The organism is Mucilaginibacter sp. (assembly GCF_036568825.1).
GTDB lineage: Bacteria > Bacteroidota > Bacteroidia > Sphingobacteriales > Sphingobacteriaceae > Mucilaginibacter.
The window spans coordinates 19,866-27,206 of the sequence record NZ_DATCRU010000018.1; the positions used below are offsets into that span (position 1 = coordinate 19,866).

At 43.5% G+C, this 7,341-nt stretch carries 9 protein-coding genes; 5 read left to right on the forward strand and 4 right to left on the reverse strand.

The annotated features are described in order from the left end of the window. Positions 1-29: 29 nt before the first annotated feature. Positions 30-1,484 (reverse strand): RtcB family protein, encoded by a 1,455-nt coding sequence (locus VIM89_RS03970; protein ID WP_488154833.1) that lies wholly within the window; start codon positions 1,482-1,484, stop codon positions 30-32. 185 nt (positions 1,485-1,669) lie between these two features. On the opposite strand from VIM89_RS03970, the gene VIM89_RS03975 reads away from it, so the two are divergent. Both VIM89_RS03975 and VIM89_RS03980 read left to right on the forward strand, forming a co-directional pair. Continuing rightward, positions 1,670-2,734 carry a helix-turn-helix transcriptional regulator gene (locus VIM89_RS03975; RefSeq protein WP_488154834.1) on the forward strand — a complete coding sequence of 355 codons (1,065 nt, stop codon included), beginning with the start codon at positions 1,670-1,672 and terminating at the stop codon, positions 2,732-2,734. Between the two features lie 150 nt (positions 2,735-2,884). Then, on the forward strand, positions 2,885-3,148 hold the full coding sequence (locus VIM89_RS03980) for a helix-turn-helix domain-containing protein (RefSeq protein ID WP_488154835.1): 264 nt from the start codon (positions 2,885-2,887) through the stop codon (positions 3,146-3,148). A gap of 483 nt (positions 3,149-3,631) precedes the next feature. Here the strand turns inward: VIM89_RS03980 and VIM89_RS03985 are convergent, their stop codons facing one another. Further along, positions 3,632-3,772, reverse strand: coding sequence for a hypothetical protein (locus tag VIM89_RS03985; RefSeq protein WP_488154836.1), 141 nt, complete (start codon positions 3,770-3,772; stop codon positions 3,632-3,634). Between the two features lie 42 nt (positions 3,773-3,814). Between VIM89_RS03985 and VIM89_RS03990 the strand changes: the two genes are divergently transcribed. Further along, a complete protein-coding gene (locus tag VIM89_RS03990) occupies positions 3,815-4,006 on the forward strand; it encodes a hypothetical protein (protein WP_488154837.1) in 192 nt (63 codons plus the stop codon). Positions 4,007-4,068: 62 nt separating this feature from the next. Here the strand turns inward: VIM89_RS03990 and VIM89_RS03995 are convergent, their stop codons facing one another. After that, positions 4,069-5,928, reverse strand: coding sequence for a chloride channel protein (locus tag VIM89_RS03995; RefSeq protein WP_488154838.1), 1,860 nt, complete (start codon positions 5,926-5,928; stop codon positions 4,069-4,071). Between the two features lie 156 nt (positions 5,929-6,084). Between VIM89_RS03995 and VIM89_RS04000 the strand changes: the two genes are divergently transcribed. Continuing rightward, a complete protein-coding gene (locus VIM89_RS04000; protein ID WP_488154839.1) occupies positions 6,085-6,324 on the forward strand; it encodes a hypothetical protein in 240 nt (79 codons plus the stop codon). 98 nt (positions 6,325-6,422) lie between these two features. Next, positions 6,423-6,992, forward strand: a complete 570-nt coding sequence (locus VIM89_RS04005; RefSeq protein ID WP_488154840.1) for a DUF4396 domain-containing protein — start codon at positions 6,423-6,425, stop codon at positions 6,990-6,992. 127 nt (positions 6,993-7,119) lie between these two features. Here the strand turns inward: VIM89_RS04005 and VIM89_RS04010 are convergent. Continuing rightward, positions 7,120-7,341 (reverse strand): hypothetical protein (locus VIM89_RS04010; RefSeq protein WP_488154841.1); only part of this gene is annotated, 222 nt, incomplete at its 5' end.

Consider the following 7,341-nt stretch of genomic DNA (forward strand, 5'->3'; position numbering starts at 1 on the left):
TTGATACTATAGCATAAGCTAAAATTAATCTAATCCTCCGGCTTCTCCTTCGCATCCGCCATCCTCACTATCCTTGGCTCAAACTTTGCAAGCACTTCTACCAGATCGTTCTGCGCGGCCATTACGGTGTGGATGTCCTTGTAGGCCATTGGTGCTTCGTCCATGTCGCTGCCCATCAGGGTAATGCGTTTTTCAACCAGGTTGGCTGCTATGGCGGCTTTGTCCAGCGTTTTAAAGGCTGCGCTGCGGCTCATCAAACGCCCTGCACCGTGCGAGGCAGAGTTAATAGACTTGGCATCGCCCTTACCGCGCACCACAAAACCGGGTGTACTCATGCTGCCGGGGATAATCCCCAATACACCTTCGCCGGCAGGGGTGGCACCTTTACGGTGTACCATCACTTCGGTGCCGTCGGCCAGTTGTTCCTTCCAGGCAAAGTTGTGGTGGTTCTCAATCCGCATTACCGGGTTAAGATTTAGCGCACGGGCAATTTTGTTATGTATCTCGTGGTGGTTGGCACTGGCATATTCGCCGGCCAGGTTCATGGCAATCCAGTATTCCTGTCCTTCGTCCTTATCCAGGTCCAGCCATGCCAGGTGCTTCGCTTCGGGCGGCAGCTTGGTTTTGGTCATGGCTATTTTAGAGTAATAGTCCGCAATGCTTCCCCCAAATCCTCGCGAGCCGGAGTGCGAAAGCAAAGCCAAATACTCACCAGCCGGGATACCGTCCAAAGCGCCTTCCGCAACGGTCAGCTCGCCCCACTCTACAAAGTGGTTTCCGGTGCCGCTGGTACCCAGCTGCGCATAAGCCTTATCCTTCAAATTACGGATCACCTTGGTTTCGCTCCATGTTTTGCTATCGAACAGAGAGGTATCATGATACTTTTTAGTAGTGCCGCCGATGCCAAAATTGGTATGGTCTATCAGCAGGTTTTTCAGCATATCGGTTTCGGTATCCACTGTGGCGGCAGGCATATCAAAAATGCTCAGGCACATACGGCAGGCAATATCCACGCCCACGGCAAACGGGATAATGGTATTGGCCGTGGTGGCCAGCACGCCGCCAATAGGCAAACCGTAGCCCTGATGCGCATCGGGCATCAGGGCGCCCACAACAGCCACCGGCAACTGCACGGCTGTTTTCATCTGCGCTAAGGCGCCCACTTCAATATGTTCCAATCCCCACACCGGGAAATCGGCTATCTCTTCCTTCAGGGCAAAATTGCTGCGCTGCTGTTTTACAAATTTCCCTTCCTTACGCAAGGCAATCACATCTTCGGCAAGGTTCTTGAATTTACCGCCCTTTTTCATGGCATAAGGCATAGGGTCATCTATCAACGCTTCCAGGTTAGCCAGTATCTGCGTCTTATCCATCACATGATGTTTCAGCAAACCATTAGCCACACGACTAAAGTTCACCAAAACTTCCACATCGTTAATCCCCAATGCTTTTAGCTCGTTGTTGCCTATTTTTTCCTTTTCCATTATCTTAAAGGTATCATTTAACAATTTAAATTCTTCCGGGCCAAAACCCCTCTCCCCGTTTTGGGAGAGGGGGCGTTCGTGAATGCGCTCAGCCTTTCGACGACACAAAGGAAAATACCAAGTGCGCAATCTATTTGCGCAGTAAAAAATAATTTTTAAATTCATCAGATTTTATTTAGAACCTTATGCCAGTTAATCGCAACGCCCTTATCCGTTACCGCACCATTGATAGCTGCCTGCAAAACCGCCGCCGGAAATGGACACTGGATGATTTGATTGAAGCCTGTTCTGATGCCATATACGAATACCAGGGCATCATGACGGGGGTAAGCCGCCGTACCATACAGGCGGATATCGAGATGATGCGCAGTAATAAGTTAGGTTACGAGGCTCCGATTATTGTGGTTGACAAAAAGTATTACACTTATGAAGACAAGAACTACAGTATCACCAACATCCCACTCAACAACCAGGATATGCAAGTGCTGGGTGAAGTTTCTGACCTGCTGAAACAGTTTAAAGGCTTCAGCCATTTTGCCGATCTGAACGAGATGGTAAGCAAACTGGAAGACAAAATATATACCCAAAAAACGCAAAGTACACCAGTAATTGATTTCGAAAAAAACGACAACCTGAAAGGCTTGGAGTGGATTGAGGTGATACGTAAGGCTATTGTTGCTAGGAAGACGATCTGTATTACTTACCAATCATTTAAAGCCAGGGAAGCGAGCACTTTTTGTTTTAGCGGGTACCTGCTGAAAGAATATCGTAACCGTTGGTTTGTATTAGGAATGAGGCACGGCAGGGGCGGGCATTTATTAAACCTGGCGCTTGACCGGATTGAGTCGATTGAAGAGCATGAGGATAATTACCGGGAAAATACCGTTGTTAACCTTGCTACTTACTATAATGATTGCATCGGCGTAACCAAATCGCCCGGTCAACGTGACTGTGAAGTGGTATTTTGGATTGATAATGATAACGCGCCTTACGTAATCACTAAACCATTGCATCATACTCAGAAATTGTTGCGTGATGATGTCGATGGAAAGATATTCAGCATTAAAGTGATATTGAACTTTGAACTGGAACGTGAGTTATTGGGCTTTGGCGCTAAAATGAGGGTATTGGGGCCGAGAATACTGGTTAAGCAACTAAAAGCACAGCTGAAGAAAACCTTGGAACGATATGAAACGAATGGAACAACAGCACCAGACAGTTATAGCACCAATCGCGAAAATGAGTATTAAGTCAAGTTGAAAATTTAGTGAGCCATTCTCAAATATTTGGGCCAATTATTGACTTAAAATGAACAGATCGCAGTTAAGTCAATTGTTATTTAAGAGTGCCGTTCCTATAGAATTGTGGACGGCGAAACGAACTATTATTAACTAAATTAAATGAGCCCAAATGAGCTAGTTACAAAAGAGACGCTGGATGCCTTCGAAAAAAGAATTCTCGAAAAAATTGAATCTCTTCTTAGACCAGAAAAAGGTCAAAATAAACAATGGTTAAAAAGTAAAGATGTAAGGAAGCTATTAAACATTTCGCCTGGCACTTTGCAAAACTTACGCGTAAACGGAACACTTGCCTACACAAGGATCGGCGGTATAATGTATTACAAGTTCGAAGACATTCAAAAAGTTATTGAGGGAGGCAAATAGTGAAATCAACAGTCAAGGCAGAGATTTTTACAAAATATAGGAAGCAGATTTTAAGACTTAAACAAGACCAGAGGTTGTTTGCCAGTCACTCCAATCTATACTATGCTTTATTTATATGTTGGCAGCAGGGCGGATGCATTAATCCTTTTCAGGTCAGTCGGAGAATGTTGATGTCCTATAGCAATATCTCATCCATAGCCACTTATCATAAATGTATTAAGGATTTACATGTCTTCGGTTACATCGTTTATTGTCCTTCCTACCATCCTGTTAATGGCAGTTCAGTACAATGGCCAGCGACTATATCTTGATAGATGTGTAGCTTTGTAATGACGTATCCAAATACAGAAGCAACAAAATATCCGTATAATTTGAACACCACCTATCGCTGTAACAAGGTAGCTGAACAACAATGTAATACTATATGTGAAGGGGGATGGCCGCGCGATGGGACCAAATGCCTTTCGCTTGATTTAAATTACCTCATTTAATATAGGCGGAGACTTCAATGATGGCGTCAGTAAAAGCTTGCGGGTCTTCTTGTGGCAGGTTATGCCCGATACCGCCGGTGATTGTTTGATGCGCATATTTGCCTTTGAACTTATTGGCAGAATTCAGCGCCAATCAACACAATTGATGCTTGCAATGTTTATTTAATAAGAATACATGAAAATCAACACCGAAATAAATGACAAGGGGGAATTGCCAGATGATTTCAATGACCTCAAACCGCATGTCAGGGAGAAAGCATTGGAAATTGCCAGCCAGCTTACGCCAGACGACATTCCCGAAGGAAGTACGAGAATCAGGGAGGCAATTCAACGGGCAGAGGAATGGTTCACTGACTTGGAGGGATAATTCGACGCAAACAGGAATCAAATAAAGGCTTCTGCTTCCTTCCGGACAGGTAAATGGATACCTCAAATTACATTCGAGTATTCTTTCAGAACCTCGCGGTATCGGCTCAGCAAGGCTGATTTCGATATAAAGCCAGTGAAACGCCCGCGGCCGTCTATTACCGGCAATACCCAGGTTGAAGTCTGATCAAACTTGTCTACGACGGAAATGATATCTTCATCAACCTGGATGACGTCAATGGGTATCTTCATTAATGTCAAAATTTCGAAGCCCTCCTCAAATTCGGGATTAAACAGGATTGGCCTTAGGTCATCCATGTAAATTATGCCTGCTAGCTGATCATCGTCTAATACCGGGATGACATTTCGCTTGCTTTTTCTGATCACATCTAAAAGGTCAGCATGCGAGGAAGTCAGCTTAAGTGTCGATTTAACCGGTTCAATTAGTTCCCTTGTATTGATCAACAGGAAAAGATTTTTATCGTTATCCCGGGTAAATATTTTGCCTTCGTCGGCAAGCTTTTTTAGATCTGGTGAGATTGGTGAAAACCATTTAGCAATAAGGAAAGAGATAACACAGACGATCATTAACGGAATGAACAAGTCATATCCCGAACTTGATTCTGCGATCAGGAATATCGCGGTAAGCGGCGCATATAATACTCCGCTCATTACACCAGCCATGCCTACTATAGTCAAATTGATAACAGGAGTCTGGCTGAAACCTAATTGCGTGCAGATAATGGCGAATAAAAACCCAAGGGTTCCGCCTGCAAAAAGCGATGGAGCGAAGTTACCACCGTTCCCGCCGCCATAAATCGTAATTGGCGTGGCAAATGCCTTAAAAATACATATTAAACTTAGAAAAACGATTACGATCCATGCCCTATATGTTACATAACCCAGGAAACTGTGCTGAATGATCTGATGGATATCGCCGTTAATAAACGATTTAATGCTGGAGTATCCTTCACCAAACAATGGTGGGAATGTAATGCAAAGAATCGAAAGCGCACCACCGCCAATGATTGCTTTTTGAATTCGCGAAACCTTTATCTTATGAAAAAATTCTTCAACATAGCCTGCAGCAACGTTGAAATATCGTCCATACAAGCCACAGATCACCGCCAGCAATAAATAATAAGGTATATTATGGTAATTAAAATTATGCCGTGCACTGAATTTGAATAACACGTCCTCGTTTAGGATGATCCTGGAAAGCAGGCTGCCGCAAACGGCGGCGACAACAAGCGGAATGAAGTCCGTAAAGACAACGCCAGTCAATAAGATTTCAAAGGCAAACATAACACCTGCAATTGGTGCATTAAAGGCCGCCGCGATGCCGGCTGAAGCGCCTGCTGCAAGTAAAAGCGTGCGGTCTTTATAATTTAGTTTATAAGTTTGCGCGAAGTTGGAGCCGATCGCCGATCCTGTCACTGCCATCGGGCTTTCAAGTCCCGCAGAACCGCCCAGTCCGACCGTGACAGCGCTTTGAATGATCTGCGAATACATTTTAACGGGCGAAACAAAGCTCGAATTTCTTGCGATTTCATGAAGAATAGCCCCAATACCTTTCCTGTCCTGACCCTTAAAGAAGTAAATTACGATTAGCGTGGTCAGTACGATACCCAAAAACGGGAACAGGATATAAAAAAGGATTTGTTCTTCAAAATGAACTTTACTGGTTATAACATAATGGATATAATGTACAAGCATTTTTAGGAAAACACCAGCGAGGCCTGCAGAGCAGCCGACAAGGACTCCGGATAAAGTCAAAAACTGGTTATGAGTCAACCGGGTTTGCAGCCAATCAAGGATCATCTGGTAGCTTCTGACTTTCCTAAGCCCGTATTGCCTCGTTCTCCTGACCGTTTCAGCGAACTCAAGATAATTTTTTAATAGTTTATATTTTCTTATAGTCATCAGGCAGGATAAAAGTATGCAGGACAGACACATTAAGTGCCCGCGACCAAAATTACCTTATTACTGCGGTAATGGTTCAGGTTAAATGAAATTAATCTTTATTTAAACCACAAAGGACAAATTTTGGTTTAGAAAAAGAGGATATCTTTTAAGCTTATGACTCATTTGATCGAACAAATTTCAGGCAACAGCTTTAATGTTCGCCTTTCACCTGAATCGCCGGGGGATGAAAAATTACTGCAAACTATTGGCGACAATTCTGCTATAGAGCAATACTACAAACACGCTATAAAACAGGAGTTTCCCACCAACATCAAAATAGCATCCTTAACGCCGAACGACGACTTTCCCTATAGCGCTACGATCGAAAAATTTTCAATAAGTGGGTCCGTATGAATTCAACACTTGTAACAATAATAGCCTGGATTTACATTCTCATCTGCATTTGCAGCTGTATAGTCATTGCTTTTGACATATTGAATCATCCCCTGAAAATGAAAATCATGAATATAGTGTGGCCGGTGACCGCACTATATTCCGGTCCATTGGGCGTATGGGCCTACTTCAAACTCGGGAAGCACACACCGGAACATCATATGAACGATGCTACCCATAAAGGTCCGGATTGGCAAAGCGTATTAAAAGGAGCTTTGCATTGCGGCAGCGGATGTACAATCGGAGACCTGATAGCAGCATCGGCAATTACCTTGCTGGCAATTAAGTTTTTTAACAGCCAGCTCATTACCGACTGGGTGATTGAATATATTGCGGCATTTGTGGTAGGTATCATTTTCCAATATTATGCCATCAAGCCCATGAAAAATTTACTACCTAAAGATGCGCTGATAGCTGCGCTAAAAGCCGACACGCTTTCCTTAACGTTTTGGCAGGTCGGGATGTATGGCTGGATGGCTATTGCAGACTTTTTAATCTTCCATCACTTATTGAAAGCAACCAATCCGGTATTCTGGTTTATGATGCAAATTGGTATGTTATGCGGATTGGCAACTGCATATCCGATCAATTGGTGGCTTATTAAAAAAGGAATTAAGGAGGCGATGTAATCTATTTTAGGCATGCCACTTAATAGTGGTAGAGAATTTTTAAGAAAAGATTTTACTGTTTGTTAGGTCAATACGTACGGAGTCATAACAAAATCCGGCCTGATATGGAGGGCAATCTAAACTAATTTTATTTTTCATCTAATAATGCCCATCCTTTGGCCGAGATGAGGTAATTACCGTCTGGTGTAATGCTGACAAGCCCTGCGAGCAAACATTGTTTTGCAGTTTTACAATAGTCTGCATCGTTAGGGTGCGAAGGTAAGGTCTCGAGGTACTTTAGCAAAAGCAAAAATTGGATAGCTTCGTCTTTTCCAATAATAGTCAGCGGCATCATAATGTACCAGTAGGT

Bases quoted from the DNA above. Each gene is read 5' to 3' on its own strand.
- VIM89_RS03995 (WP_488154838.1), bottom strand. From the start codon at position 5,928: ATGACTATAAGAAAATATAAACTATTAAAAAATTATCTTGAGTTCGCT.
- VIM89_RS04005 (WP_488154840.1), top strand. From the start codon at position 6,423: ATGAAAATCATGAATATAGTGTGGCCGGTGACCGCACTATATTCCGGT.
- VIM89_RS03975 (WP_488154834.1), top strand. From the start codon at position 1,670: ATGCCAGTTAATCGCAACGCCCTTATCCGTTACCGCACCATTGATAGC.
- VIM89_RS03980 (WP_488154835.1), top strand. From the start codon at position 2,885: ATGAGCCCAAATGAGCTAGTTACAAAAGAGACGCTGGATGCCTTCGAA.
- VIM89_RS04000 (WP_488154839.1), top strand. From the start codon at position 6,085: ATGACTCATTTGATCGAACAAATTTCAGGCAACAGCTTTAATGTTCGC.
- VIM89_RS03990 (WP_488154837.1), top strand. From the start codon at position 3,815: ATGAAAATCAACACCGAAATAAATGACAAGGGGGAATTGCCAGATGAT.
- VIM89_RS03970 (WP_488154833.1), bottom strand. From the start codon at position 1,484: ATGGAAAAGGAAAAAATAGGCAACAACGAGCTAAAAGCATTGGGGATT.